At 32.7% G+C, this 26,137-nt stretch carries 26 protein-coding genes; 14 read left to right on the top strand and 12 right to left on the bottom strand.

Features of this window, described 5'->3' with window-relative positions; all coding sequences use genetic code 11:
• Position 1: 1 nt before the first annotated feature.
• From AC3IPI_RS11215 to trmD, 6 genes are all read right to left on the bottom strand, one after another.
• Positions 2-2,401 (bottom strand): TonB-dependent receptor, encoded by a 2,400-nt coding sequence (locus tag AC3IPI_RS11215; RefSeq protein ID WP_489159067.1) that lies wholly within the window; start codon positions 2,399-2,401, stop codon positions 2-4.
• Positions 2,402-2,583: 182 nt separating this feature from the next.
• Positions 2,584-3,405: a DUF4249 domain-containing protein gene (locus tag AC3IPI_RS11220; protein ID WP_489159069.1), complete on the bottom strand. Its 822-nt coding sequence runs from the start codon at positions 3,403-3,405 to the stop codon at positions 2,584-2,586.
• Between the two features lie 36 nt (positions 3,406-3,441).
• Complete coding sequence (locus tag AC3IPI_RS11225) at positions 3,442-5,823, bottom strand: TonB-dependent receptor (protein WP_086895548.1); 2,382 nt, start codon at positions 5,821-5,823, stop codon at positions 3,442-3,444.
• Positions 5,824-5,951: 128 nt separating this feature from the next.
• A complete protein-coding gene (locus AC3IPI_RS11230) occupies positions 5,952-8,180 on the bottom strand; it encodes an NADP-dependent isocitrate dehydrogenase (RefSeq protein WP_489159071.1) in 2,229 nt (742 codons plus the stop codon).
• Between the two features lie 278 nt (positions 8,181-8,458).
• Complete coding sequence (rplS, locus tag AC3IPI_RS11235; RefSeq protein ID WP_039115571.1) at positions 8,459-8,809, bottom strand: 50S ribosomal protein L19; 351 nt, start codon at positions 8,807-8,809, stop codon at positions 8,459-8,461.
• 175 nt (positions 8,810-8,984) lie between these two features.
• Complete coding sequence (trmD, locus tag AC3IPI_RS11240; RefSeq protein ID WP_039115508.1) at positions 8,985-9,659, bottom strand: tRNA (guanosine(37)-N1)-methyltransferase TrmD; 675 nt, start codon at positions 9,657-9,659, stop codon at positions 8,985-8,987.
• Between the two features lie 409 nt (positions 9,660-10,068).
• Here trmD and AC3IPI_RS11245 point away from each other — a divergent pair, with 409 nt between their 5' ends.
• From AC3IPI_RS11245 to AC3IPI_RS11305, 13 genes are all read left to right on the top strand, one after another.
• Positions 10,069-10,803: a hypothetical protein gene (locus AC3IPI_RS11245; protein ID WP_489159074.1), complete on the top strand. Its 735-nt coding sequence runs from the start codon at positions 10,069-10,071 to the stop codon at positions 10,801-10,803.
• A 251-nt stretch (positions 10,804-11,054) separates the two neighbouring features.
• Entirely contained in the window at positions 11,055-11,603 is a 549-nt protein-coding gene (locus AC3IPI_RS11250) for an REP-associated tyrosine transposase (RefSeq protein WP_489159075.1), read from the top strand.
• A 149-nt stretch (positions 11,604-11,752) separates the two neighbouring features.
• On the top strand, positions 11,753-12,619 hold the full coding sequence (locus AC3IPI_RS11255) for an archaemetzincin (RefSeq protein ID WP_489159076.1): 867 nt from the start codon (positions 11,753-11,755) through the stop codon (positions 12,617-12,619).
• A 108-nt stretch (positions 12,620-12,727) separates the two neighbouring features.
• Positions 12,728-13,582, top strand: coding sequence for a class D beta-lactamase (gene blaOXA / locus AC3IPI_RS11260; RefSeq protein WP_489159077.1), 855 nt, complete (start codon positions 12,728-12,730; stop codon positions 13,580-13,582).
• A gap of 133 nt (positions 13,583-13,715) precedes the next feature.
• Positions 13,716-14,396: a TIGR02117 family protein gene (locus AC3IPI_RS11265; protein WP_039115503.1), complete on the top strand. Its 681-nt coding sequence runs from the start codon at positions 13,716-13,718 to the stop codon at positions 14,394-14,396.
• 30 nt (positions 14,397-14,426) lie between these two features.
• On the top strand, positions 14,427-14,819 hold the full coding sequence (gene yiaA, locus AC3IPI_RS11270; RefSeq protein ID WP_035622373.1) for an inner membrane protein YiaA: 393 nt from the start codon (positions 14,427-14,429) through the stop codon (positions 14,817-14,819).
• Between the two features lie 117 nt (positions 14,820-14,936).
• On the top strand, positions 14,937-15,635 hold the full coding sequence (locus tag AC3IPI_RS11275; RefSeq protein WP_039115501.1) for an aspartate/glutamate racemase family protein: 699 nt from the start codon (positions 14,937-14,939) through the stop codon (positions 15,633-15,635).
• Between the two features lie 13 nt (positions 15,636-15,648).
• On the top strand, positions 15,649-16,185 hold the full coding sequence (locus AC3IPI_RS11280; protein ID WP_489159078.1) for an NADPH-dependent FMN reductase: 537 nt from the start codon (positions 15,649-15,651) through the stop codon (positions 16,183-16,185).
• A 19-nt stretch (positions 16,186-16,204) separates the two neighbouring features.
• Positions 16,205-16,555: a cupin domain-containing protein gene (locus AC3IPI_RS11285; protein WP_489159079.1), complete on the top strand. Its 351-nt coding sequence runs from the start codon at positions 16,205-16,207 to the stop codon at positions 16,553-16,555.
• Positions 16,556-16,585: 30 nt separating this feature from the next.
• Positions 16,586-17,458: a sugar phosphate isomerase/epimerase family protein gene (locus tag AC3IPI_RS11290; RefSeq protein WP_489159080.1), complete on the top strand. Its 873-nt coding sequence runs from the start codon at positions 16,586-16,588 to the stop codon at positions 17,456-17,458.
• A 131-nt stretch (positions 17,459-17,589) separates the two neighbouring features.
• Positions 17,590-18,720: an MFS transporter gene (locus AC3IPI_RS11295; RefSeq protein WP_489159081.1), complete on the top strand. Its 1,131-nt coding sequence runs from the start codon at positions 17,590-17,592 to the stop codon at positions 18,718-18,720.
• A gap of 60 nt (positions 18,721-18,780) precedes the next feature.
• Entirely contained in the window at positions 18,781-19,713 is a 933-nt protein-coding gene (locus AC3IPI_RS11300) for a peptidylprolyl isomerase (protein ID WP_039115497.1), read from the top strand.
• 92 nt (positions 19,714-19,805) lie between these two features.
• Positions 19,806-20,108 (top strand): c-type cytochrome, encoded by a 303-nt coding sequence (locus tag AC3IPI_RS11305; RefSeq protein ID WP_039115495.1) that lies wholly within the window; start codon positions 19,806-19,808, stop codon positions 20,106-20,108.
• A 114-nt stretch (positions 20,109-20,222) separates the two neighbouring features.
• Here the strand turns inward: AC3IPI_RS11305 and AC3IPI_RS11310 are convergent, their stop codons facing one another.
• The 3 genes from AC3IPI_RS11310 to AC3IPI_RS11320 all read right to left on the bottom strand — a co-directional run bounded on the left by AC3IPI_RS11310 (position 20,223) and on the right by AC3IPI_RS11320 (position 22,593).
• Positions 20,223-20,618: a GreA/GreB family elongation factor gene (locus AC3IPI_RS11310; RefSeq protein ID WP_086895543.1), complete on the bottom strand. Its 396-nt coding sequence runs from the start codon at positions 20,616-20,618 to the stop codon at positions 20,223-20,225.
• 401 nt (positions 20,619-21,019) lie between these two features.
• On the bottom strand, positions 21,020-21,574 hold the full coding sequence (locus AC3IPI_RS11315) for a thioredoxin family protein (protein ID WP_489159082.1): 555 nt from the start codon (positions 21,572-21,574) through the stop codon (positions 21,020-21,022).
• Positions 21,575-21,699: 125 nt separating this feature from the next.
• Positions 21,700-22,593: an alpha/beta fold hydrolase gene (locus tag AC3IPI_RS11320; protein ID WP_039117588.1), complete on the bottom strand. Its 894-nt coding sequence runs from the start codon at positions 22,591-22,593 to the stop codon at positions 21,700-21,702.
• Positions 22,594-22,724: 131 nt separating this feature from the next.
• Between AC3IPI_RS11320 and AC3IPI_RS11325 the strand changes: the two genes are divergently transcribed.
• Positions 22,725-23,060 (top strand): tRNA-binding protein, encoded by a 336-nt coding sequence (locus AC3IPI_RS11325; protein ID WP_039115491.1) that lies wholly within the window; start codon positions 22,725-22,727, stop codon positions 23,058-23,060.
• Between the two features lie 92 nt (positions 23,061-23,152).
• On the opposite strand, the gene AC3IPI_RS11330 is transcribed toward AC3IPI_RS11325, so the two are convergent.
• The 3 genes from AC3IPI_RS11330 to AC3IPI_RS11340 all read right to left on the bottom strand — a co-directional run bounded on the left by AC3IPI_RS11330 (position 23,153) and on the right by AC3IPI_RS11340 (position 26,014).
• Positions 23,153-23,704 (bottom strand): RBBP9/YdeN family alpha/beta hydrolase, encoded by a 552-nt coding sequence (locus tag AC3IPI_RS11330; protein WP_039117587.1) that lies wholly within the window; start codon positions 23,702-23,704, stop codon positions 23,153-23,155.
• An 87-nt stretch (positions 23,705-23,791) separates the two neighbouring features.
• Positions 23,792-24,166 carry a PUR family DNA/RNA-binding protein gene (locus AC3IPI_RS11335; RefSeq protein WP_039115487.1) on the bottom strand — a complete coding sequence of 125 codons (375 nt, stop codon included), beginning with the start codon at positions 24,164-24,166 and terminating at the stop codon, positions 23,792-23,794.
• A gap of 69 nt (positions 24,167-24,235) precedes the next feature.
• A complete protein-coding gene (locus tag AC3IPI_RS11340; RefSeq protein WP_489159083.1) occupies positions 24,236-26,014 on the bottom strand; it encodes an ABC transporter ATP-binding protein in 1,779 nt (592 codons plus the stop codon).
• Positions 26,015-26,137: the final 123 nt, after the last annotated feature.

Genomic DNA, 26,137 nt, shown 5'->3' on the forward strand with positions numbered 1-26,137 from the left:
TTTATTTTGTTTTTTGTGTGGAAAATTTAAAGTTGTAACTAACAGACGGGATGATGCCGAATATGTAAGTTTTCACAGCTTCATTGTTCCCTGTATCAGTATTTTGTTTAAAATTAATCGAGGCTGCATTATGTCTGTTATATAAATTGTAAACACTAAATACCCATTCTCCTTTTCCAATTTTATTGTTGCTTTGAGTAGGGATTAATGTTGCTGAAATATCTAGGTGATGATAAGCTGGTAGGCGATCTTCATTTCGTAAACCATAATTAGGAACTTTGATACCCAGATATTCATATTGTGCTTTTGGGTAGGTAACTGGTTGTCCGGATTGTAATACGAAGTTGAGTCCAAAAGACCATTTATTATTTAATTTATAGGCACTAGTTATTCCTAGATCATGAAGTTTATCATAGACAGAGCTATACCATTGTCCATAGTTGATTCCTGTTTCCTGAGGTGTTCTTCCTGGCGTTTGTTGTTGAGATTTTGATAAGGTATAAGAAATCCATCCAGTTAGTTTTCCAGTATTTTTTTTCAGCATGAATTCTAAACCATAAGAACGCATATGACCGTTTAAGATAATTTGCTCTACAGCATTATTGGCTACTAAGTCTGCACCATCAATATAATCTAGTCTATTTTTTATTTCTTTATAGAATGTTTCTATCTCAAGTGAATATTTTCCATCCTGTATATTTTTAAAATAACCTAAGGCAACCTGATCAGCAAGTTGAGGTTTAATATATTGATCACTTGGCATCCAGACATCCAGAGGGGCAGGAGATGAGGTATTCGAGATTAATTGTAGATATTGTGCCATTCTATTGTAACTAGCTTTTATAGCTTGGTCTTCATTAATTTGATACCCAATAGAAAAACGTGGTTCTAAATTATTATAACTATACATTGATTTATTTTTATCAAAGTATTCGGTTCCAATAGGAGTTGCTTTTCTATAAATTTGTAAAAGTGGATCAAAAAGAACTGGATTATTATCTTGATAGAGATTAAGAGTGGAAGCTCCCAAGCGATAAAATAAGCTAAAACGTAGTCCGTATGAAAGGGTCAGTTTTTTAGAGATTTGATTTTCTGCCTCTAAGTAAATAGCAGGTTCAAACGCATATTTTTTATCTAGCTGTTCAGCATTGATTCCAGATTGACTATCTAATGGCTCAAGTGTTCCAGGGTTAAATTGATAATAAATTCCATTTAAGCCATAATTTAATTTGAAATGATCCGAAACGTAAGTTTTTAAATCATACTTAAGATTATAATTTTTAATTCCAGAGTTCCACTTAAAGCCGACTACATCTAAATCAAGTCCATAATAATAATCACTATAAATCAAGGATAGATTCGAAAATAGGTTATCAGAAAACAGATGGTTCCATCGTAGGTTTAAAGTAGTGTTGCCATAGGTATTAGAGAAACTTTCGTTTATGCGGAATGAATCACGCCCAAAATAGCTAGAGACATATATATTGTTATTGTCATTTAACTTGTAAGTCATTTTAGCATTCAGGTCATAAAAATAAGCCGATTTGTTTTTGTTTTCTTCTGAAAATTTCAGGAATAGATGGGCATAAGAACTTCGTCCAGCTACCAAAAATGAAGCTTTGTCTTTTACGATTGGACCTTCTGCTAAAAGACGACTTGAAATTAATCCGATTCCACCATTTATATTGTAATCCTTGCTATCGCCATCTTTTTGATAGATTTCCAGAACAGAGGATGCTCTGCCTCCATAGCGTGCAGGAATTCCCCCTTTATAAAGTTTTAAATCCTTGACTGCATCAGGATTAAATACAGAGAAGAATCCAAATACATGAGAGGAATTAAAAATTATGGCTTCGTCCAGAAGAATTAAGTTTTGATCTGCGCCACCGCCACGAACATTAAAGCCCGATGCGCCTTCGCCAGCATTAGTAACTCCAGGAAGTAGTAAGATTGATTTTAAAACATCAACTTCACCCATAACAACAGGCATTTTTTTTATGGTCGAAATAGAAAGTTTATTAACGCTCATTTCTGGAGAGCGCGTATTCACTTTTCCGCTATTAGTTTTAATGATCACTTCTTTCAGTTCTTCGCTACCTTCTTTTAGAGAAAAATTGCTTTTAGTGTTTTTAGTAATAGAAATTGTCTTTTCTAAGAATTGATAACCTGTATAGTTTATTTCTATCTGATATTCTCCTTTGGGGACAGTAATAGAGTAAAAGCCATACTCATTGGTTGTAGTGCCAATTTCTAATGAAGGGATGTAAATGTTTGCTCCAATTATAATTTCATTATTTTTAGAATCGGAGATGCTGCCATTTAAGATGAATTTTTCTTGAGCAAATGATGAAAACGTAGTGAGAATTACAATGATAAACGAGCTAATTTTCTTGGGAATCATATTGTAAGTTTATAATTACATAATTATACGAAATTACGCTATTAATACTACGAAAAATAGCTAACATTACGAATTAGCTAATATGATTTTTAAAATGAAAATTAATAAAGAAAGACAACCATTTTGGGGTTGTCTTTCTTTAAGTATCAGGTATTTAACAAATTGAGCTGTTTTTCTTGATATTACTCAATCGTATATTTCTTAGTATCAACCTCTCCAATAGAGAAATAACCTAAAGGATAGTCACTTGCATTGGTTGTGTTTATAACATTTCCTCTTAAAGTTGCTGGTGGAGATTGAAAAGGACCACCACTATTATCACCAGAAATACTAGTTAATATATTCATGTAATTATAGTAACTTTTAGATGTTCCGATGTGACTTATTTCTACTTGATCTCCTGGTTTTAAATCTTCATTGTGTGAAGTACTAAAAAACTCATTTCCGTTAAAGAACCTATCATCCACAGAAGAATAGCTTGACAAGACTTGATTGGAGTAAGTATAATGGTATAAATAATAATTTGTTTCATCAGCAGGGTCATTATAATATGCTTTTACTTCGATTTCATCTTTAGAAATACCACCATCATTAGTTTGCACAATTCGAGTGATTGGTGCTACCGATTTTAAAGTTTCAGTCGCAACATATGTATTACCACCACTAATAACCGTTAAGACATAGGTTTCGTTAATTACAGGTTCAAAATTAGTACAAACGTATTTTCCTGTTTGAGGAACTTCTATAAAAGTGAATACTTTATTGGCACTGTTTCTTATAGTAATGGTAGCTCCGGAAACAACAGGAATTACCGGATTGTAATAATCAGTTGTAGTGGTTAATTTTATCATTTGTTGGTTTCCTGTAGTTCCTTTTAGCCAACTAATATCAGCTTCAACGACTAATTTAGGAGGTTGTGTTTTTAATTCAACTTCAACAACTTCTTCGCAACTTGTAAAAAATAATGCGGAGAAAAACACAATTAATAAGCTTATTTTTTTCATATCAGTATATTTTTATTTCTCTTTGAGAGAAGTGAATTAAAATTTGAAATTATAACTAACAGCAGGAACCATTCCGAAAATTGAAGTTTTTACAGCTTCATTGTATCCTGTATCGCTGTTCTGTCTAAAATTAATAGAAGCAGCATTTTGTCTATTATATAGGTTATAAATACTAAATACCCATTCGCCTTTCCAATTTCTGTCTTTGTTAGATCTAGGGGTTAATGTTGCCGAAATGTCTAAGTGATGGTAAGCAGGTAATCTGTTTTCATTTCGTAAACCATAACTAGGAACTTTTACACCACGATATTCATAATATCCAGTTGGATACGTTACAGGTTGTCCTGATTGTAAAGCGAAATTAGCACCAAATGACCATTTTTCGTTTAGCGAATAAGCAGCTGTAACAGCTAGATTATGTAGTTTGTCGTAAGCTGAATTGTACCATTGTCCGTTATTGATACCAGTTTCTTCCGGAGTTCTTCCAGGGGTTTGTTGTTCTGATTTTGATAAAGTATAAGAAACCCATCCAGTAAGTTTTCCTGCATTCTTTTTAAGCATTAACTCTACACCATAAGAACGCATTCTTCCGTTTAAGATAACTTGTTCAATGGCATCATTTGCTATTAAATCGGCTCCGTCAATATAGTCTAGTCTGTTTTTAATTTTCTTATAGTAGGTTTCTACTTCAAGAGAATAGTCTCCATCTCTAAAGTTTCTAAAATAACCCAAGGCAACCTGATCAGCAAGTTGAGGTTTAATATACTCGTCACTTGGCATCCATACATCAAGAGGAGTAGGAGATGAGGTATTCGATATTAATTGTAAATACTGAGCCATTCTGTTATAACTAGCTTTTACAGCTTGATTTTCGTCAATTTGATATCCAATAGAGAAACGAGGTTCTAAATTGTTATAGCTAAACATTGATTTGTTTTTACCATAATACTCCGTTCCTATAGGAGTTGCTTTCTCATAAATTTGTTGAGCAGGGTTAAAAAGAACAGGATTATTGTTTTCGTAAAGATTAAGAGTCGAAGCTCCTAAACGATAAAATAAACTAAAACGAAGTCCGTATGAAAGCGTTAGTTTTTTTGCGATTTGATTTTCAGCTTCAATATAAATAGCTGGTTCAAAAGCATATTTTTTATCTAATTGATCAGGGTTAACTCCAGAGGTTTCATCTGTTGGTTTAATAGTTCCAGGATTAAATTCATAGTAAATACCATTTAAACCATAATTCAATTTGAATTTATCTGAAATATAATTTTTGAAGTCATATTTAATATTGTAATTCTTAATACCAGAATCCCATTTAAATCCTGCAGTATCCAGATCAAGCCCGTAATAATAATCACTATAAATTAAAGATAGATTAGAAAATAATTTATCAGAGTATAAATGATTCCAACGCAGGTTGAAAGTAGTGTTACCGTAAGTATTAGAAAATATTTTACTTATTTTAAAAACGTCACGACCAAAATAACCAGATAAATACAAGCTGTTATTGTCATTTAATTTATAACTGAATTTAGCATTCAAATCATAAAAATAAGCAGAGTTGTCTTTCATGTCATCCGTTAGTTTTAAGAATAGATGTGCATAAGAAGCTCTACCACCAATTAAGAATGATCCTTTATCTTTTACTAATGGACCTTCGGCAAGAAGACGGCTCGAAATTAATCCGATTCCACCATTCATATGAAAGTCTTTACTATTTCCATCTTTTTGATAAATATCCAAAACAGAAGATGCTCTACCGCCGTAACGAGCAGGAATACCACCTTTGTATAATTTTAAATCTTTAATAGCATCAGGATTAAATACAGAGAAGAAACCAAATACGTGAGAAGAGTTAAAAATAGTAGCTTCATCAAGAAGAATTAAATTCTGATCGGCACCACCACCACGCACGTTAAAACCAGATGCACCTTCGCCGGCATTAGTAACACCAGGAAGTAATAAAATAGATTTTAATACATCGACTTCACCCATAACAACAGGCATTTTCTTTATTGCCGAAATAGAAAGTTTATTTACACTCATCTCGGGAGTACGTGTATTTGCTCTTCCTCTATTATCGGTAATAACTACCTCTTGGAGTTCTTCGCCACCTTCTTTTAATGAGAAATTGTTTTTAACATTTTTCGTTAAAGAAATGGTATTTTCAAAAGACTGGTAACCAACGTAACTTATTTCTACCTGATACTCTCCTTTTGGAGCAGTAATAGAGTAAAAACCATATTCGTTTGTTGTAGTGCCAATTTTTAATGAAGGGATGTAAATGTTGACTCCGATTAGGGTTTCATTATTTTTAGAGTCAGAAATGGTACCGCTTAAGGTAAATTTTTCTTGCGCGAATGAAGAAAAAGCAATGAGAAATACAATAAGAAACGAGCTAACTTTTTTTGTGATCATTGTTTAAATTTTGAATTCCCTAGTATGACGGTAGAAGGTGGGAAATATTACAAAACTAATGTTAAATGTGCGTTAAAAAAAAGACAGCCTTTTCGGGCTGTCTTTAATGTGAGAAATATAATGAGAACTTATATTTTAGCTATTTTAGCCAAGATTGCATTAAATGTTGGACTAGGACGCATTGCTTTACTAGTTAATTCAGGATTTGGTTGGTAATATCCACCAATGTCTTGAGGTTTTCCTTGAGCAGCAATTAATTCAGCATTTATTTTATCTTCATTCTCAGCAAATTCTGCTGCAATAGGAGTGAAGATAGCTTTTAACTCAGCATCTTTATTTTGAGCAGCCAAAGCTTGAGCCCAATAGAATGCTAAGTAAAAATGAGAACCACGGTTATCGATTTGTCCAATCTTACGAGCTGGAGATTTATCATTAGCAAGGAACTTGTCATTTGCCTCATCAAGAGTTTCAGCAAGAACCATAGCTTTAGAGTTGTTTAATGTTTGACCTAAATGCTCTAATGAAGCACCAAGAGCCAAAAATTCTCCTAATGAATCCCAACGTAAGTAACCTTCTTGAGTAAATTGCTCAACGTGTTTAGGAGCAGAACCTCCAGCACCAGTTTCAAACAATCCACCACCATTCATTAAAGGAACGATAGATAACATTTTGGCAGAAGTACCAACTTCAAGAATTGGGAACAAATCTGTAAGGTAATCACGTAATACGTTTCCAGTTACAGAGATAGTATCTAATCCTTTAATGATTCTGTCAAGAGTAAAGTTTGTAGCTTCGATAGGATTCATAATACGAATATCTAAACCAGTAGTATCGTAATCTGTAAGGTATCTTTTTACTTTTTGAATTAATTCTCTATCGTGTGCTCTGTTTTCGTCTAACCAGAAAACAGCAGGAGTATTAGATAAACGAGCTCTGTTTACAGCTAGTTTTACCCAGTCCTGAATAGGAGCATCTTTTGCCTGACACATTCTGAAGATATCTTTATCTTCAACAGCTTGTTCCATTAAAACAGTTCCGTTAGCATCAACAACACGTACAACACCATCAGCTTTCATTTGGAAAGTTTTGTCATGAGATCCGTACTCTTCAGCTTTTTGAGCCATCAAACCTACGTTTGGTACACTTCCCATTGTAGTTGGGTCAAAAGCACCATGTTTTTTACAAAAATCGATTGTTGCAGTATAAACACCAGCATAAGAGCGGTCTGGAATAAGAGCAACAGTATCTTGTTGTTTTCCTTCTTTGTTATACATCTGTCCAGAAGTACGAATCATAGCAGGCATAGAAGCATCTACAATTACATCCGATGGAACGTGTAGGTTAGTAATCCCTTTATCAGAGTTTACCATTGCCAATGCAGGACCGTTAGCAATAGCAGCATCTAGAGCAGCTTCAACTTCGGCTTGTTGAGGAGTTCCTGCAATTTTTGCATAAACATCACCCAATCCGTTTCTTGTATCAATATTTAATTCGCTAAATAAAGTAGCGTATTTTTCAAATACATCTTTAAAGTAAACTTCTACAATAGCACCAAAAATAATTGGGTCAGAAACTTTCATCATTGTAGCTTTCAGGTGAACCGAAAGTAATAAGTTTTCTTTTCTTGCTTCTTCGATAGTTGTAGCAACAAAGCTTTTTAAAGCATTTACGTTTAATACTGCACTATCAATAATTTCTCCAGCTTTAAGAGGAGTACTTTCTTTTAAAACAGTAGATGTTCCGTCTTTAGCAACAAATTCAATTTTTACATCAGTAGCATTAGGAACAGTAAGCGATTTTTCACTTCCGTAAAAATCACCATTTGGCATAGATGCTACATGAGTTTTAGAGTCAGCAGACCAAGCACCCATAGAGTGAGGATTTGCTTTAGCAAAATTCTTCACTGCTCTTGGAGCTCTACGATCAGAGTTACCTTCACGCAAAACTGGGTTTACTGCAGAACCTAATACTTTAGCGTATTTAGCTTTAATTTCTTTTTCAGTATCGTTTTGAGGATCCTCAGGAAAATTTGGAATTTTATACCCATGAGATTGTAACTCAGCAATAGCCGCTTTTAATTGCGGAACCGAAGCCGAGATGTTTGGCAACTTAATAATGTTTGCCTCCGGTTTAGTAGCAAGTTGTCCTAACTCAGCCAAGGCGTCCCCTGTTTTTTGAGAATCGGTCAAGTACTCCGGAAAATTAGATAAAATTCGAGACACCAACGAAATGTCTCTAGTTTCAATAGCAATACCCGCTGTAGCAGTAAATTCTTGTACAATAGGCAAGAAAGAATAAGTCGCTAATAACGGCGCCTCATCAGTTAAGGTGTAAACAATCTTTGAATTCTGTGTCATTTTTTTTCTTTTTTAATATAATCGTATCGCTAGGAACGGCGATGTAAAAGGTATGGTTGGCTCAAAACGAGCGGAGCAAATATAAGAAAAACAGTCCGAAAACGGTTGCGTTTTTCTTAGAATTCCTTAAATTAACAGATTGCTATTTAAAGGAGTTATAATTAACAAATCGGTGGTTTTCAAGCCAAAGAATTATTGTTTTGTTATTTTGTTTAGAACAAAAAAAATCCCGATTCACAAATAATGAATCGGGATCTTTATGGTAAAGAGATAAATAATTATCTTCTTTTGTCTCTAATCTTAGCTTTTTTACCAGTAAGTTCTCTGAAGTAGAAAATTCTAGCTCTACGTACAGCACCTTTTTTGTTGATTTCAACTTTTTGTAAAGCAGGTAAGTTAACTGGGAAGATACGCTCAACACCAATAGCACCAGACATTTTACGAATAGTAAAAGTTTCTGTGTTACCAGAACCTCTTCTTTGAATAACAACTCCTTTAAAAAACTGAGTTCTTGTTTTTTCACCCTCTCTAATTTCGTAGAAAACAGTGATAGTATCTCCAGCTGCGAAAACTGGGAAATCTTTTTTTGCAACAAATTCGTCTTTAACGAATTTCATTAAATCTGCCATGATATCTTTAATTATGGTTTTGTGATAGAGCAACATACACGGACTTCGCCAGAGGTTGGTCTAATTTGGCTGCAAATGTAGATAAAAAAAATTGAATTCCAATAAAATTAAATTCCAAATTCCAATTTATTAACTACTTGATTAATTGGAATTTGGAGTTTTAGAAATTTGGAATTTATTCTAATAAATCTGGTCTTCTATTTTTAGTATGTTCATACGCCATATCTTCCCTCCATTTATCAATTTTGGCAAAATGACCGCTGGTTAAAACCTCAGGAACTTTCCAGCCTTTATAATCGGCAGGACGTGTATAAATAGGTCCCGACAATAAATTATCCTGAAAACTATCCGTCAGAGCCGAAGTTTCGTCGCTTAAAACACCAGGAATCAAACGAATCAAAGCATCAGATAAAACCAAAGCACCCAATTCGCCACCAGATAAAACATAATCACCAATCGAAATTTCTTTAGTAATAAAATGATCACGTACACGCTGATCCACACCTTTATAATGACCACACAAAATGATAATATTTTTTAGCATCGACATCGTGTTTGCCATTTTCTGGTTTAGTGTTTCACCATCGGGAGACATATATATAATTTCATCGTACTCTCTCTCGCTTTTTAAATGCGTGATGCAAGCGTCAATTGGCTGAACCGTCATAACCATTCCGGCACCCCCACCAAAAGGGTAATCATCAACACTCTTCTGTTTATTGGTTGTATAATCGCGTAAATTATGAAAATGAACCTCAACAATTCCCTTGTCAATAGCACGTTTCATAATCGAAGCTTCAAACGGGCTTCGCAATAACTCAGGTAAAACAGTAATAATATCTATGCGCATTTTTTCTCTTCAAAAGGTTTAAGGCTGCAAAGATACAAAGTAAATATTTGAGAAATTTAAAGATTAAAGAATATAGAATCAAGATTTAGAGAAACAAGAGAAGAGATTTAAAAGAATTAAACAAATTACCTAATCAGCATTTCCCAATTAAACGATTAACCAAATCAATAATTAAACTTTTTTAAATCAACAATTCACAATTAATAATTCACAATTAAAATAAGGAGCTATTTCCTGCTGTCCGCTATATCTTTTTCTTGAGATCCTTCCTCCGTCAGGATGACAAGAAAAAGGATGCCGCTTTCATCAGGGCTAGACCTATCAGGAATCATGATTTTTGAACGGATATATTGTTTTTAATTGTATTTTCGATTGAAGAAAAGAGAAGCGACTTATATTAAAAATAAAAATGAATAGCGATTACACAAAAGATTATATAGCGTTATCTAATGAATTCAGAAAATCTAATGCCTCAACAGAAAGTGTCGAGAAGCTTTATGATTTGCTTTACGAATTAGAAAATACAAATAGAACAAAACAGAATGATATAGTTCTCTCTAATATTTATAGTTTGTTAGGATTTCATAAGTCAGCTTATGAAGTTTTTAAGACAGTTGCCGATTTAACTAATAGAAAAGATGCAACCAAAATGTATGTGATGGAACAAAAGGCCAAATCACATAAAGATAATTTTATCATAAAAGATATTAGAAAATATCGGGAAAAGAAAATACAACCCAAACTAGAGCTGAGCGATTTTGTAGCATCAAAGAATCATAAAACCCAATTTGGAATCGTTAATAAAGGAATTATCATATTTAATAAAATAATTAAAGAAGATGCAATTTCAATTCAGATCCCTAGCGAACATATTGAAGATTACTCAGGTAAAATCATCCATTATATTAATTGGTTAAACGATTGTAAGACAAATTTAATCGATTTTTATAATAAAGAATACAATGAAGACAAAGCAAATGAAGATTGGTACGATACTTTAGTAATTTATAGCACAAGAATAATAATAGAAGAATCAGGAATCATTTTTTGTTCCATTTCGGGAGGAGATGATTTCTATCAAGATCATTTGTTGGATATAGAAATAACGAACGATGTAATAACGTCGATGAGTTATAATGGGTAAAGAATTATAAAATATTTTTTTTGATTGTGTACACGAGCGGGACACACGCCCGAGCAAATAAGATTTGTTAAACATATACTAGCGCGAGTGTCTCGCTCGTGCCCGTTAAGACCATGAGAGTAAGGCGATGAAAATAATATAGATTTTGAGCAAATACTAGCGCGAGTGTCTCTCATGTGCTAGCGCGAGCGTCCCGCTCGTGCCCGTTTCAATGAGAACTTATAATTTAATTCTAAAAAAAAACAGAAAAATTGAGCAGAAAATACAAATTTGGAGAAAAAACGGGAGCTTATTTTATAAGTTTTGCAACTGTTTATTGGATAGATGTATTTACTAGAGAAGAGTATTTCGGTTGTATTATAGAGTCTTTAGATTATTGTAGAAAGAATAAAGGAATGGAGATTTATGGATATTGCATTATGTCTAGTCATATTCATTTGATATTTAGATCTGAGAATGGTGATCCTTCGGGTTTGTTAAGAGATTTTAAGGGCTTTACTTCTAAAAAAATGCTAAAAATAATTGAAGAGAACCCACAAGAGAGTAGAAAAGAGTGGATGCTTTGGATGTTTGAAAGAGCAGGAAAGAAAAATAGTAATGTAGAGCACAGACAGTTTTGGCAACAAAACAATAATCAAATTGAGATTTGGTCTTTGAAAGTTTTTGAGCAAAAACTTAATTATATTCATAACAATCCTATAGAAACAGGTTTTGTAACAAATCCTGTAGATTGGAAATATAGTTCTGCTAGAAATTATGGAAATAATGACCATACTGTTTTAGAAATAGATATAAATTGATTTTGACTGTGGGCACGAGCGGGACGCTCGCGCTCGCGCTAAGATTTATTAAGCATATGCGAGTACAAGCTCCGCTAGCGCGAGCGTCCCGCTCGTGCCCATTCCAATTTATAATTCCAATAAAAAACATAATTATTTATTAGACTTTTATGAAATACCTATCACTTTTAATACTTTTATTTTTCTATTCTTGTAATGTAAATAAGGAAGATCAATACTTTGATGATATAGCAGATAATGATGTAAAATTATCAAGACCTGTTGAAGGGGAATGGCTCTTTACGCATAAAGAAAAAGGACAGAGCTTCGAGCAATTTATAAATTCCAGGCACGTAGTTCCAACAAATAATTCTAATATTATTTATATAAGACCTATTGGAGATTTTAATGTCTTACAAAAGAAACAAATTGAATTAGTTAGAGAATATCTTGAGATTTTCTTTCAATTAAAAACTAAAACTTTAGAGAAACTTTCTAATGATATAATTCCTAGTTCAGCCAGACGAATTGGACATGAAGATAATGAACAGTTCTTAGCAGGTTATATTTTAGACAGCGTACTTAAAAAAGAAAAGCCATTAAATAGAATTGCTTTAATGGCATTAACAGAAGTAGATTTATATCCTAAACCCGAGTGGAATTATGTTTTTGGATTAGCATCCTACAGAGATAAAATAGGAGTGAGTTTAATTTATAGATTACAAGATGAGGTATTAACGCCAACTAATTTTGATTTATGTTTATCTCGATTACTTAAAACCTGTTCCCATGAAATAGGGCATATGTTCGGATTGTATCATTGTATTGAAGCGGATTGTGTAATGAATGGAACGATTAGTTTGCCAGAAACAGACAACAGCACAATTAGGCTATGTTCATCTTGTCAAAGAAAATTAAATTCGAGTATAAAATATGACAATAAGAAAAGATTGATCGAATTAGAAAAATATTTTGAGCATGTTAAACTCAACGATGCTACTCAATTAATGAAGAAAGATCTTGAAAAGATTCAATAAAAATAAATCAAATCACTTTTACTAGCGCGAGCGTACCGCTCGTGTCTATTCCAGCATCGTAAAAATAATAATAAGTAAACAATTAAAAAATCACAAAAACTGCCCAAAATGAAAACTCCCGCACTAATCCTATCTTTTTTTCTATTGATAAACCTAACTGTAAGTTGTCAATCTAAAAACAAAGAAACTAACAAAGAAACTGGAAAAGAAACTGGAAAAGACAAAGAAGTCATTGTTGCTGAATTTGGTAAAATCTTAGATAGCTTAAAAGTAAAAGGTTCAATATTAATTTATGATCTTAATAAAAAGACCTATTATTCCAATGATTTTGCTTGGGGTAAAAAAGGACATATTCCAGCATCAACATTTAAAATTCCTAATTCGATTATTGCACTGGAAACTGGTGTAGTAAAAAGCGATTCGACAGTTTTTAAATGGAATGGAGAAAAACGATGGATGAAAGCTTGGGAGCAGGATTTAACACTCAGGCAAGCATTTCGAGTTTCGTGTGTTCCTTGTTATCAGGAAATCGCAAGAAAAGTTGGGGTGAAACGAATGAAAGCCTATCTAAAAAAGCTAGATTACAATACAATGGTTTTTGACACCTTGACGATTGATAATTTTTGGTTAGAAGGAAAATCTAGAATATCTCAATTCCAACAAATTGATTTCTTAAAAAGACTGTATTTATCTGAATTACCTATTTCTAAAAGAACCGAATCGATAATGAAAGACATCATGGAAGTTGAAAAAACTAATGATTTTGTTTTAAGAGGAAAGACAGGTTTATCTAATAATGACGGAATTAGGAATGGTTGGTTTGTAGGTTATCTTGAAAACAAGAATGGAGTTTACTTTTTTGCAACAAATATAGAACCAAGTAAAGAGACTAATCAGGATGATTTTATAGCAATCCGACTTAATGCAACAAAAGCGGCATTAAAAAATCTTCAAAAGAGATAAGTTTTTGGTCATCTTTTTGCTAAATATTCAGGATTAACGAGTGAATTATTATTTAAAAATATTTTTGTTTTATTAAATATAATACTACTATTTTAGCAAAAAATTAGAAAATTAACTAACCGCATAAACCACATTGAAAAAAGCCCTTAAAATTATTGGTAAAATACTACTTGCATTCGTAGCATTTATTTTACTGTATATCGTCCTTGCTTATTCTATTTCGAAAATTACAGTCGAAAGAGAACCAAACACCAAAGAAGAAGTTACTATTTATATCATGACAAATGGTGTTCATACAGACATTGTAGTTCCAACCCGTAATGAATTTATGGACTGGAGCAAAGAGGTAAAGTATGAGAACACAATTTCTAAAGATACAACCTATCAATATCTGGCAATGGGTTGGGGAGACAAAGGGTTTTATCTGGAAACTCCAAACTGGTCAGACCTTAGAGCGTCTACAGCTCTTAAAGCCGCATCTGGATTGAGTAATACTGCAATACATGCAACCTATTTTTCGAATATAAAAGAAAACGAAAGCTGCAAAAAAATCATAATCAGTAAAGAGCAATACGTTCGCTTGGCAGATTATATAAAAAACAGTTTCAAGAAAGATGAAAAAGGGCAATTTATACATATAAAGACAGACCAGAACTACGGGAAAAGAGATGCTTTTTATGAAGCAACCGGAAGTTATAGTTTGCTTCATACGTGCAATACTTGGGCAAACAACGCATTAAAAGTAAGCGGACAAAAATGCTGCTTTTGGACACCAATAGACTCAGCTATTTTTGCGAAATACAGTAATAAATAAATTAACTCAACTATAAATTAAAATCAAAAAATGGTACAAAAAACGTCGAATGCGTTTGTCGCAGCTTCATGGATTGCTATGGGAGCAGGAATTATTGGTTATTTAGTAGGACTTGCCAGAGCCGAAATGTTATTAAATGAAAAAGGATATTACTTTACAGTTTTAATGTTCGGATTGTTTGCAGTAATCTCATTACAAAAAAGTGTGCGAGATAGATTAGAAGGATTTCCAGTAACCGATATTTACTACGGAATTTGTTGGTTTGGAACAATTTTGTCAATTGCATTATTAACGATTGGACTTTGGAACGCTACTATTTTACCTAGCGAAAAAGGATTTTATGCTTTTGCATTTTTATTAGGGATTTTTGGTGCAATTGCAGTTCAAAAAAACACCAGAGATAATTTAGCAATTAAGGAATAAAAAAAATACTTTTACAATAGCGGTTTCAAACGATTTGAGTCTTAGACTTATTTTATAATCGTTTGAAACCGTTTTGCTTTGGCGATAAGCTATAATTAGATAAATAAATATGTAGTCATGAAAAAAATTGGGCTTGTTGGTGGTATTAGTTGGGTTTCGACAATAGATTATTATCGTTTTATAAACGAAGGAATAAATGAAAAACTTGGTGGACTTAATTTTGCAGAATGCATAATTTATTCCTTGAACTTTGATGATTTTCAAAGAAACAACACAGCCAATAATTGGGACTTAACATTCGAACTGATTACTAATGCTTGCAAAAGCTTAGAGAAAAGTGGAGCAGAAGCAATTGTTTTGTGCGCCAATACAGCACATGCCGTTGTAGAAAGAGTCGAAAAAGAAATCTCTTTACCTATTATTCATGTTGCAACAGCTACAGCAAACGAAATAAATAAGAAAGGATTAAAAAAAGTAGGTTTGTTGGGGACAAAATTTACTATGGAAATGGATTTTTACAAAGACAAACTAGCCGAACATAACATCGAGACAATCGTTCCTTTTCTTCAGGATGAGCGAGATTATATTCAGCACACATTAAAAGAAGAATTGGGAAGAGGAATAATCAATGAGCAGACCAAAAGAGCTTATATTATGGTCATCAATAAATTAATAGAAAATGGTGCCGAAGGAATTATTCTTGGTTGTACTGAAATCCCAATGATTATAAGTCAGGATGATATCTCCGTTCCAGTTTTTGATACAACAAAAATTCATTCGGCTGCAGCAGTGAAATTTGCTTTATCATTGGATTAAATATTAAATGATGATGGATAAAAAGAAAAAGATTTTTGCTGTATCTGGAAGCACGAGAAAGAATTCAAGTAATTTTAAAATTTTGAAATTTATTTCGGAACATATTAATGATCAATTTGAAATTGAGATATTCGAAGACTTAGAGAGTATTCCTCATTTTAATCCAGATTTAGATAATGAGAATGTTCCAGAGATTATAACTATTTTTAGAAATAAAATTACAGCAGCAGCTGGAGTAATAATTTGTACGCCAGAATATGTTTTTAGTTTACCAGGGAGTTTAAAGAATGTATTAGAATGGTGTGTCTCGACAACGGTTTTCTCGAATAAAAAAGTGGGTTTAATAACAGCTTCTGCGTCTGGAGAAAAGGGACAGGAGCAATTAAGCTTAATCATGAAAACTATCGAAGCTAAGTTTGATAATGATACTCAACTTTTGATACAGGGAATTCGAGGGAAATTAGATTCAGATGGAAATATTATTGATGAAAAGACGTTAGTTAGTCTTTTGACATTCATCAGAAGTTTTGAAAAACAAGTAGAAGAGTAGAACTAAAAATATAGAGATTATGCAAAGTTTAGGAGCAAGTGAAAAATTTCTCTTTAATGATGAAATTGAGTGGGAAATTGTCGGTGAAGGAATTAAACGTAAGATAATGGCATACGACGACAAAATAATGTTAGTTAATGTTCAGTTTGAAAAAGGAGGCATTGGAGTTTTACACGAACATTATCATTCGCAGGTAACCTATGTCGCAAGTGGGAAATTTGAAGTAACCATTGATAACGAAACAAAAACATTAAAAGGAGGAGATAGTTTTTATATTCCGCCGCATGCAATACATGGAGTTGTTTGTTTAGAAAGTGGTCTTTTAACAGATGTTTTTAGTCCGATTCGTGAAGATTTTTTGAAAAAATAAAATAGTTTAATTCAAAGTATTTATCTAAATATGGTTTCAAGAAGAAAATTTATAATCAATACGAGTATGGCAACGGCTACGATTTGTTTAGTTCCGTCATTGGCATTTGCATCTAATAAAAAAACAATTGGATTGCAGTTGTATACTTTAAGGGATGAATTGCCAAAAGATGTAAAAGGAATTCTGGAGAAAGTAGCACTAGCAGGATATACAGAAGTTGAATTATATGGATTCTCTATTAAAGATAAATTTTGGGGATTAGAACCTCAGGAATTAAAGAAAATATTAGACACAAATAAATTAAAAGCAGTAAGTGGACATTACGGATTAGGAACGTATTTGTCTGACGGAAATACAACCGAACTCGAAGCTGCGATAAAAGCCGCCAAAGTTTTAAAGAGTGAATATATTACTATTCCTTGGCTCGATGAAAGTTTGAGGAAGAATGCCGACGATTACAGAAAAATTACTTCATTATTAAATAAAGCAGGTGAAATGTGTAAAGCGGCAGGTTTAAAATTAGCCTATCATAATCATGATTTTGAATTTAAGAAACTAGGAGATATAACAGGTTATGAAATTCTGCTAAAAGAGACAGATAAAAATTTAGTCTTTTTTGAAATGGATTTATATTGGATTGCATATTCAAAAATTAATCCGGTAGAATTGTTTAAACAAAATCCGGGACGTTTTACGATGTGGCATGTAAAAGACATGGATAAAAACACTAAGACTTTAAATGCAGAGATAGGTTCTGGTGTTATTGATTTCAAATCTATTTTTGCAGAAGCGAAACTTTCGGGTATGAAACATTTTTTTGTAGAACAAGAAACAAACTATAAACCGAATGCTATTGAGTCTATAAAAACCAGCTGTGAGTTTATAGAAAAAAAGCTAGTTTAGACTATTAGTTTACAAAAGTTTACAATGCTGTTGAGGTTTGTTAGGAAAAAATTATACTTTTTTTTAAGTTTTGATAAAAAGGAGAATGGTATTTTTGCAAAATGAATTTATCCAAAACTAGTGTCATGTTTATGGCAGTTTGCACTGGACTTATAGTTGCAAACCTTTATTATTGTCAGCCCTTAATTGTTTTAATTGCCAACGAATTTAAGATTCCTGAAGCCGATGCAGGAACAATAACCTATCTTACTCAAGCAGGTTACGCTATCGGACTTTTCTTTATGGTGCCACTTGGCGACAAAATCGAACGTAAAAAACAGATTTTGATTACCACTCTTGCAACTGTAATTGCATTAGTAATTGCGGCTACTGCCCAAAGTTTTTTTGTATTAGAAATTGCCTCACTTCTTATTGGAATCACCTCTATAGTTCCTCAGTTAATTTTGCCCTTGGCAGCTTCGTTAAGTGAACCTAGCCAGCGTGGTAAAGTGGTGGGAACAATTATGAGTGGTTTGCTTGTCGGGATTTTATTATCAAGAACTTTAAGCGGAATTATAGGCGATATTTGGGGTTGGAGATCCATGTTTTGGATTGCTGCCGGAATATGTTTACTTATGTTTTTTGTTATGCAAAAACAATTCCCATACAATAAACCAGTATTTCATGGTTCATACAGGCAATTACTACAGTCACTTTTTACACTTATAAAAACGCAACCATTATTAAGAGAAGCAACATTAATCAATGCATTTTGTTTTGCACAATTTGGTGCTTTCTGGACAACAATGGTATTATTGCTATCAGATTCTCCTTTTAATTTTAGTAGTTCTACAATCGGGCTTTTTGGTATTGTAGGAGCCACAGGAGCTTTGGCAGCTCCATTGGTAGGGAAGTTAGGAGATAAAGGAAGCTCAAGAATTGCAGTAGGTTATGGTTGTTTATTAATGTTAATAAGCTTTATTATTTTCTATTTTTCAGGAAGTAGCATTGTTGGAATTATTATAGGAATTGTTTGTATAGATATAGGAATTCAAGGCGTACACATTTCAAACCAAACAAGAGTATATTCGTTATTACCAGAAGCAAGAAATAGATTAAATACAGTATTTATGTCATTTAGCTTTTTAGGAACAGCGGCAGGTTCAGCTTACGGATTGTTTTTATGGAAACTAGGAGGTTGGCACGCAGTAACTATAGGATGTGCAGTTTTGGCATTATTATCATTAACAGTTTACGGACTTACATATAAATCTAAAAAATAGAAAGGATAAACGAATATCAAATTAATTCGTAAATTTGCTCATCAATAAAAAAAATATACAATGGAAAACGGAATATACGCTAAATTCAACACTAGTAAAGGTTCGATTTTAGTAAAATTAGCTCACGATTTGACACCTGGAACAGTTGGTAACTTCGTAGGATTAGCTGAAGGAAATTTAGAGAATAAAATTAAACCACAAGGAAATAAATTTTATGATGGATTAAAATTTCATAGAGTAATTCCTGATTTTATGATTCAAGGTGGTTGCCCACAAGGAACTGGAACAGGTGGTCCTGGTTATAAATTTGATGATGAATTTCACCCAAGTTTAAAACATGATCGTCCAGGAGTTTTGGCAATGGCAAATTCTGGACCAGGAACAAATGGTTCTCAATTTTACATTACTCACGTTCCTACAAGCTGGTTAGACGGAAAACATACTGTTTTTGGTCATGTTGTAGAAGGTCAGGATATAGTTGATGCAATTGCTCAAGGAGATGATTTGACTAATATAGAAATCGTAAGAGTAGGTGAAGAAGCAGAAAAATGGAATGCTATCGAAGCTTTTATTGCTTTTAAAGGAGAACGTAACAAACGTGATGCTGCTATGAAAGCTGAAGCAGAAGCTGCTATAGAAAAACTTGCTGCTGGTTTCGAAAAAACTGAAAGTGGTTTACGTTACCAATTTATCCAAAGAGGTGATGGTAAACAAGCTGAGAGCGGAAAAACTGTTGCAGTTCACTACGAAGGTTCATTAGATAACGGTAAAGTATTTGATTCTTCTTACCCAAGAAAAAAACCAATCGAATTTAGATTAGGTCAAGGTCAGGTTATCGAAGGTTGGGATGAAGGTATTGCTTTATTGAAAGTTGGAGACAAAGCACGTTTTGTAATTCCATCTCATTTAGGATACGGTCCAGCAGGAGCAGGAGGAGTTATTCCACCAAACGCAAACTTAATTTTCGACGTTGAATTAATGGACGTTAAATAATAAAAAGTATTCAAAATTATATTTTGTAATATCTGAATCCCAAAGCGAGAGTTTTGGGATTTTTTTTATATTTACTACAAAAAAAACTAAAAATGAAATCAAGAATTTTAACCGTAGCGGCTCTAGCTGTAATAGTATTTTCGTGTGCTGCCAAAAAGGATGCTCCTAAAGTTGTGGAGACAGCCGAACCTGTAAAAATGATAGAATTAACTCCGGCAGTAGCTACAGGACAAAATCTTTATGATAACAATTGCGGTAAATGCCATAAATTATTCAAAGCAACAGATTTTACAAAAGAAGATTGGAAGCCTATTTTAGTTCGTATGCAAAAGAAAGCACATCTTGATGATGCACAAATGGCATCAGTTTCAGATTATATCACTTCTCAGTTGTAAAAGTATTTATATATAATCAATATTGTAAAACTATTCGGTGAGATATCTGGATAGTTTTTTTGTTTTAAATCAGGCATAAAAAAACACCTTCACGAGTGAGGTGTTTAAAAAATATTAATTGCTTACAGGTAGTACGTTAGATACAGCAATTATTTTTAAAGTCTTTATTCCAGCAGGTAGTTCCCAATCAACTTCGTCATTTTCTTTAAAGCCAATTATAGCTACACTTAAAGGTGCCAGGATAGAAATTTTTCCTTCTTTTACGTCAGCGTGTGAAGGTAGAACAATCTGAATTTTCATTTGTTTTTTTGCCTTAACATCTTCAATCGTAACATGCGAATTAATTCTTATAATCGATTCGTCTAGAGTATCGCCTTTGCTAATAACAGCTCGGTCTAATTCTTGAGCAAGTTGTCCAGCTTCTTTAGAATTTGTAGAGTTTTTACTCTTTAGTATCAATTCCCTTAAGAGTTGATAATCTGTTGAACAGAAAGTGGGTGTTGGTTTCATATCTATTATATTATTTTTATTAGAATGAGATTTTTGTTTTAGGCAATCTCAAAAGCCTTGTATTTGTTTTAATTTAAAATACAGGATTAATGTTTATTGTAAATCTGAAAAATGTAAAAATGTAAAAGGCGTGGAAAAAGTAAATTTTAATACAAAGGAAAATCCTATTGTAAATAAAATAAATAATTAAATTTTAAAATGTAATCCTCCGCCTGAAAGAAGAAATTGAAATAGACGGAGGCCTAATTTACGAAGGCCTTGGTGTGCGAATTTAATACAACGACACGTGGTTTTCTTGTAGAAGAAAACAACAACGAAATGATTGTCAATTGTATAATGCTCAACATGAGATGAATTATTGTGATTTGCAAAGTTAATCAATCTTTTTTAATGATTGGTTTTTATTTCCATTTAATATTGCAACCGATGCTTGGCTTCTGCGGATTTTTGATATTTCGGTTATAAATTAGGGAGTCTATGGCGTTTCTTAAATCGCTTCCGCTAAGAGTAATTCCGTTACCAGGTCTTGAATCGTCTAGTTGTCCGCGATAGAACAATTTATCCTGATTATCAAATAAGAAAAAATCAGGAGTACAAGCAGCGTCAAAAGCTTTGGCAACTTCTTGGGTTTCATCATATAGATATGGGAAATCTATTTTATGAGTAAAAGCAAACTCAGTCATAAAATCAGGACCATCTTGAGGATATGCATTGACATCATTGCTAGAAATAGCTATAACGCCTATTCCTTGTACACGATAGTCATTAGCAATCATAACAACCTCCTCGATTACATGAAGCACAAATGGGCAATGATTACATATAAACATAACAAGAGTTCCCTTTGTGCCTTTTAAATCATTATAAGAGTATTCAAAATTAGAATTAGTGTCCTTTAATTTAAATTGAGGTGCCAAAGTACCTAATGGTAACATATTTGAAAGAGTTCGTGCCATTTTGTAGAAAATTTAGTATTCAAATTTAACTTTAAAATTCTGCATAAGAGGGCATAACTATCAAAAAAATATCCAAAGAAGCTTTTATTTGTTAGTATTTAGCTCTTTGGATATTTATGTGTAATTTATGAATTTAAAAAACTTAATAAATCGGCATTTAGTTTATCTTTTTCCGTATAAAATAATCCGTGAGGTGCGCCTTCATAAATAATATAAGTAGTATCATTAATTGATTCGGCTGCTTTTTTTGACGTAAGTTCAATAGGAACTATTTTGTCGGCATCACCATGAATAATTAAAGTAGGTACATTTATAGAGTCAAGTTCATCTCTAAAATCAGTTGTAGAAAACGATTCAGCACATTTTAAGGTGGCTCTCGGAGAAGCAAAGGAACATAACATCTTGTAATAATCTAATAAGGAATTACTTAATGGACGGTTGATAATTGTTATTCCAAAAAAAGTTTTTCCAAAATTATCTAGAAATTCTATTCTGTCCTCTTTGATTGCGCTTGCCGTTGCTTCACTTTTTTCTTTCGGACGACCTTCAGGATTATCATCAGTTTTTGGCAGATAAGGTATAACCGAAGAAATTAAAGCAGCTTTAGTTACTCCTTTTCCGCCGTGACGACTAAAATAACGGACTACTTCGCCACCACCCATAGAAAAACCTACAAGAGTTGCGTCTTCCAATTCCAGTTGTTCGATAATTTCTTTTAAATCATCAGTCAGGGTATCATAATCATATCCGTCCCAAGGCTGCGAAGATTTACCAAATCCTCTACGATCATAGGCAATTACCCGACAATTGTTTTGAACTAAAAAGTCTATTTGGTATTCCCACATTTCATTAGAAAGGGGCCAACCATGAATAAGAATAACGGGTTTTCCTTGCCCATAATCTTTTACATATAGTTTTACATTTGATGCGGTTTCTATATATTTGTCTGTAGATGGTTGAGTTAAGTTAAACTGAGAATCTCTAAGAGATTGGCTAGGGCTAATTTGAATATTTTCCATTTTTATATTTTTTAAATTAGAGCTTGTTATTTGATTTTAGTAAAAGTAAAAGCTATAAAAAAAAATATGTTATATAATTAATTGTAATGCTTACAATATTAATAGGTTGTAAAATAATAATTCAATAAAATATGGATTTAACTTGGTCAGAATTTGAAAGAGTAGAAATGAGAGTGGGAACAATTACACAAGTAGATGATTTTCCCGAAGCTCGTAAACCAGCGTATCAGCTTACAATAGATTTTGGAACAGAAATCGGAATCCGAAAATCATCGGCACAAATTACCAAACGATATTCAAAAGAAGATTTATTAAACAGACAAATAGTTGGTGTGGTTAATTTTCCGAGAAAACAAATAGGGAAATTTATGAGCGAATGTCTAGTAATTGGTGCAGTAGGTGAGGACGGTGACGTTATTTTATTAGCACCAGATTTTAAAATTGAAAACGGATTAAGAATTGGGTAATTAGTTTTCAGTCGCAGTTTCAGTTTGCATTTTAGGTTTGTAATCTCAGTTTGAGTTATTGTAATCCGAAATTGCGACTGAAAACTGAATATTTAACTCAAGTTAATCTTCGCAATCAATTGTTTTAATATTTCTTGTCCTTCTTCCCAATATTCCAGGTCTGATGCTGAATTGATATGTCCTTTTAAGCCAACGTCAATAAAGTCACTTCCCCACATTTCGGCAAAATAGGCGGTTCTTTCTATAGTAGCATATTCGTCATTTTGGCTTCCTACGACAATAGACGGGAATTGTAATTTTGTAGTTGGTATTGGAGAGAAATTACGAATAGAATCGGGTGTATGTATAGGAGAATCTACATCGGCAGGAGCAACAAGTAATGCGCCTATAATGTGTGGATTATTATTAGTCTTTGCCCAATGCATAACAAGAGAAACAGCAAGGCTATGGGCAACTAAAATAGTTGGACTATCTATTTTAGAAATTATTTCATTTAATCTTTCGAGCCAATCTTTTAATACAGGTTCATCCCAATTATCCTGAACGAGTTTAGTAGCATTTTTAAATTTTTTAAGCCAATAAATTTGCCAATGTTTTTCGCCAGAATCACCAAGACCTGGTAATATTAATAAATTTGCTTCCATTGTAGATGTTTTTGAAATTTAAAAGATATAAAAAAAGTCCAAAAATTGACTAGATTTTGGACTTTCTACTTCTTATCAGTGATTTGATTAAATATCATCAAAATCAATATCTGTAAAACTCGACCTGTGAGATACAACTTCTTCTTTTTCAGAACTGTATTCTTTTTTGAAATCTTTCTGATGTCTTTCTGAGATTACTTCTTCTCCTTTATGGTTTAAAACATAAGAAGTCATTTCTCCTAGAATTTCAGCGAAAGCGTTAAAATCTTCTTTATACAAGTAAATTTTATGTTTCTTAAAATGGAAAGAACCGTCTTCTTCTGTAAATTTTTTGCTTTCGGTAATCGTGATATAGTAATCGTCTGCTTTTGTAGCTCTTACATCAAAGAAATAGGTCCTTCTTCCTGCTCGTAGTACTTTAGAAAAAATCTCTTCTTTTTCTAACATGTCATTTTCTCTCATAATCCGTTCTATCAATTTTTTTATTTAATAGCAATCAAAAATCTTAAAAAAATATCTATTATACAACAATTAAAGTAATTCTTTTTCGGAAAGTTGTTTTAAATATAGTGCCGAATAATACCCTTCTTGATTTATCAATTGATTATGAGAACCTTGTTGAATGATTTTTCCTTCCTCTAGTATGATAATTCTATCTGCGTTTTTGGCAGACGACACACGGTGACTCACAATTATGGTAGTTTTGTCTTTACAAATCTCAAATAAGTTGTTTAAAATCGTTTCTTCGGTTTCAGTATCTACAGCAGATAAACAGTCGTCAAAAAGTAAGATAGCTGGGTTCTTGATGATAGCTCTGGCGATAGAAACACGTTGTTTTTGTCCGCCCGAAAGAGTAATTCCTCTTTCTCCTAATATTGTGTCGTACTGTTTGTTAAAACCAATAATATTATCATGAACAACAGCGTTTTTTGCAGCCTCAATAACTTGTTCGTCGGTTGCGTTTTGGTTACCAAACTTAATGTTGTTTTTAATACTATCCGAAAACAAGAATGCATCCTGAGGTACAATCCCAATGTTGTTGCGTAAATCGTTGAGGTTTAATTTGCTTATTTCGTTACCGTCTATCGTGATTTGTCCTTGAGGAACATCATATAAGCGTGAAATTAAAGATAATATCGTTGATTTTCCGGAGCCAGTTTTACCTAAAATAGCCAAGGTTTCGCCTTTTTTTACTGTAAACGATACATCTTTAAGAGCTGTTATATTAGTGTCTTCGTAAGTATAGGTCACATTCTCAAAAGCAATTGTACCATCGATAGGTGAATGGTTTGGATTATTGTTCTTGATCTCTGGTTCTATTTTCAGGAACTCATTTAATCTTTTTTGTGATGCTTCGGCTTCTTGTACCATTGATGAAACCCAACCAAGAGAAGCTACAGGCCAGGTAAGCATGTTTACATATAAAATAAACTCAGCTATTGTTCCAAGGCTTTTGATGCTTCCGTTAATGTACATTACCCCACCAAAATAAATTACGACAAGATTACTGATTCCTATTAAAGCAATCATTAACGGGCCAAATAAGGATTGTACTTTGGCAAGATTTAAACTTTTACTTTTGCTTTCATTTGCTAAATCAACCATATTGTTTTGATGTTGATTTTCTAATGAATAGGCTTTAATAACTCGAATCCCTGAGAAAATTTCTTGGGTAAAGCTTGAAACTTTCGATAAATATTGTTGAAAAACAGTACTACGTTTATTGATTTCGGTGCTTAATTTAAAAATACAATAGGATAATATTGGTAATGGTAAAATGGTGTATAAAGTTAAAAGAGGCGAAACATTATACATATATATAATTACGATTGCAAAACGAATAAAGGTATTAATCGTGTACATTACCGCCGGGCCTACATACATACGTACTTTAGAAACATCCTCGCTAATACGATTCATTAAATCTCCGGTTCGGTTTTGTTTGTAGAAATTTTGGGATAGTTTTTCGTATTGCTGAAATACCTCATTTTTCAGGTCAAATTCGATATGACGAGACATAACAATTAAGGTTTGTCTCATTAAAAAAGTAAGGAAACCAGCAACAATAGTTGTTGCGATAATTAGTAAAACGTTGTGTATGAGTTCTTCTCTGTAAAAAGACAATACAGCTTGAGATGCTTTCTGGGCTTTTGGGAGTTTATCAAACTTCTCAATAGCACTTAATGATTTACTTATAAGTTTAGGCGTAAATAACGAAAATATTTGTGCGATTATTGTGATAAAAATTCCTAAGGAAAAACTGTATTTATATTTAATAAAATATTTGTTTAAATAACGTAATTCTTTCATTTTTTTAAGATATTCTATGTTGAAATAAAATTATTTTGCTAATAAGTGTCGATTTAAAGCAATTTACAGGATTTTCGTTAGAAAATATTTAATTGTTGGATTGTTATTTTTTAATTAAAAAAA

This window comes from Flavobacterium sp. GL_143, from assembly GCF_057834355.1.

Excerpts from the sequence above, each read along its gene's own strand:
- AC3IPI_RS11295 (WP_489159081.1), top strand. The coding sequence starts at position 17,590 with ATGGCAGTTTGCACTGGACTTATAGTTGCAAACCTTTATTATTGTCAG.
- AC3IPI_RS11215 (WP_489159067.1), bottom strand. The coding sequence starts at position 2,401 with ATGATTCCCAAGAAAATTAGCTCGTTTATCATTGTAATTCTCACTACG.
- blaOXA (WP_489159077.1), top strand. The coding sequence starts at position 12,728 with ATGAAAACTCCCGCACTAATCCTATCTTTTTTTCTATTGATAAACCTA.
- AC3IPI_RS11290 (WP_489159080.1), top strand. The coding sequence starts at position 16,586 with ATGGTTTCAAGAAGAAAATTTATAATCAATACGAGTATGGCAACGGCT.
- AC3IPI_RS11300 (WP_039115497.1), top strand. The coding sequence starts at position 18,781 with ATGGAAAACGGAATATACGCTAAATTCAACACTAGTAAAGGTTCGATT.
- AC3IPI_RS11280 (WP_489159078.1), top strand. The coding sequence starts at position 15,649 with ATGGATAAAAAGAAAAAGATTTTTGCTGTATCTGGAAGCACGAGAAAG.
- AC3IPI_RS11245 (WP_489159074.1), top strand. The coding sequence starts at position 10,069 with ATGAATAGCGATTACACAAAAGATTATATAGCGTTATCTAATGAATTC.
- AC3IPI_RS11335 (WP_039115487.1), bottom strand. The coding sequence starts at position 24,166 with ATGAGAGAAAATGACATGTTAGAAAAAGAAGAGATTTTTTCTAAAGTA.
- rplS (WP_039115571.1), bottom strand. The coding sequence starts at position 8,809 with ATGGCAGATTTAATGAAATTCGTTAAAGACGAATTTGTTGCAAAAAAA.
- AC3IPI_RS11310 (WP_086895543.1), bottom strand. The coding sequence starts at position 20,618 with ATGAAACCAACACCCACTTTCTGTTCAACAGATTATCAACTCTTAAGG.
- AC3IPI_RS11255 (WP_489159076.1), top strand. The coding sequence starts at position 11,753 with ATGAAATACCTATCACTTTTAATACTTTTATTTTTCTATTCTTGTAAT.
- AC3IPI_RS11230 (WP_489159071.1), bottom strand. The coding sequence starts at position 8,180 with ATGACACAGAATTCAAAGATTGTTTACACCTTAACTGATGAGGCGCCG.
- AC3IPI_RS11330 (WP_039117587.1), bottom strand. The coding sequence starts at position 23,704 with ATGGAAGCAAATTTATTAATATTACCAGGTCTTGGTGATTCTGGCGAA.
- trmD (WP_039115508.1), bottom strand. The coding sequence starts at position 9,659 with ATGCGCATAGATATTATTACTGTTTTACCTGAGTTATTGCGAAGCCCG.
- yiaA (WP_035622373.1), top strand. The coding sequence starts at position 14,427 with ATGGTACAAAAAACGTCGAATGCGTTTGTCGCAGCTTCATGGATTGCT.
- AC3IPI_RS11225 (WP_086895548.1), bottom strand. The coding sequence starts at position 5,823 with ATGATCACAAAAAAAGTTAGCTCGTTTCTTATTGTATTTCTCATTGCT.
- AC3IPI_RS11275 (WP_039115501.1), top strand. The coding sequence starts at position 14,937 with ATGAAAAAAATTGGGCTTGTTGGTGGTATTAGTTGGGTTTCGACAATA.
- AC3IPI_RS11320 (WP_039117588.1), bottom strand. The coding sequence starts at position 22,593 with ATGGAAAATATTCAAATTAGCCCTAGCCAATCTCTTAGAGATTCTCAG.
- AC3IPI_RS11220 (WP_489159069.1), bottom strand. The coding sequence starts at position 3,405 with ATGAAAAAAATAAGCTTATTAATTGTGTTTTTCTCCGCATTATTTTTT.
- AC3IPI_RS11305 (WP_039115495.1), top strand. The coding sequence starts at position 19,806 with ATGAAATCAAGAATTTTAACCGTAGCGGCTCTAGCTGTAATAGTATTT.
- AC3IPI_RS11340 (WP_489159083.1), bottom strand. The coding sequence starts at position 26,014 with ATGAAAGAATTACGTTATTTAAACAAATATTTTATTAAATATAAATAC.
- AC3IPI_RS11325 (WP_039115491.1), top strand. The coding sequence starts at position 22,725 with ATGGATTTAACTTGGTCAGAATTTGAAAGAGTAGAAATGAGAGTGGGA.
- AC3IPI_RS11285 (WP_489159079.1), top strand. The coding sequence starts at position 16,205 with ATGCAAAGTTTAGGAGCAAGTGAAAAATTTCTCTTTAATGATGAAATT.
- AC3IPI_RS11315 (WP_489159082.1), bottom strand. The coding sequence starts at position 21,574 with ATGGCACGAACTCTTTCAAATATGTTACCATTAGGTACTTTGGCACCT.